At 39.1% G+C, this 248-nt stretch carries 1 protein-coding gene; it reads right to left on the bottom strand.

Features of this window, described 5'->3' with window-relative positions; translation table 11 throughout:
• The coding region (locus AAEY83_RS17505; RefSeq protein WP_502945215.1) for a hypothetical protein at positions 1-248 on the bottom strand (248 nt) is incomplete at both ends.

Here is a 248-nt window from a genome sequence, read left to right as displayed (position 1 = left end):
CCATTATGCTCCATAACAAAGCCTTTAAAGAAACCTAGTGGAGGTGTTCTATTTCTAGCATTTGCTGCCATATTAGCTAAAAATACGCGATTTACTTTACTTTGTTTTGCTATAAATATTTTAAGCTCGTCGGCCCACTTGGTTTTACCCCACACACCGTCTAAGTCAAAAAATATAGAACTATTAAGCAATGCTTGTGGTTTTGGCTGCGCGATCCAATCTGCAAATTGATCGAACCACTGTGAGCG

Source organism: Psychrobacter sp. TB20-MNA-CIBAN-0197 (assembly GCF_040309765.1).
Lineage (GTDB): Bacteria > Pseudomonadota > Gammaproteobacteria > Pseudomonadales > Moraxellaceae > Psychrobacter > Psychrobacter submarinus.
The sequence above is the reverse complement of the archived record's forward strand: the minus strand, read 5'-3'. Positions and strand labels throughout refer to the sequence as shown.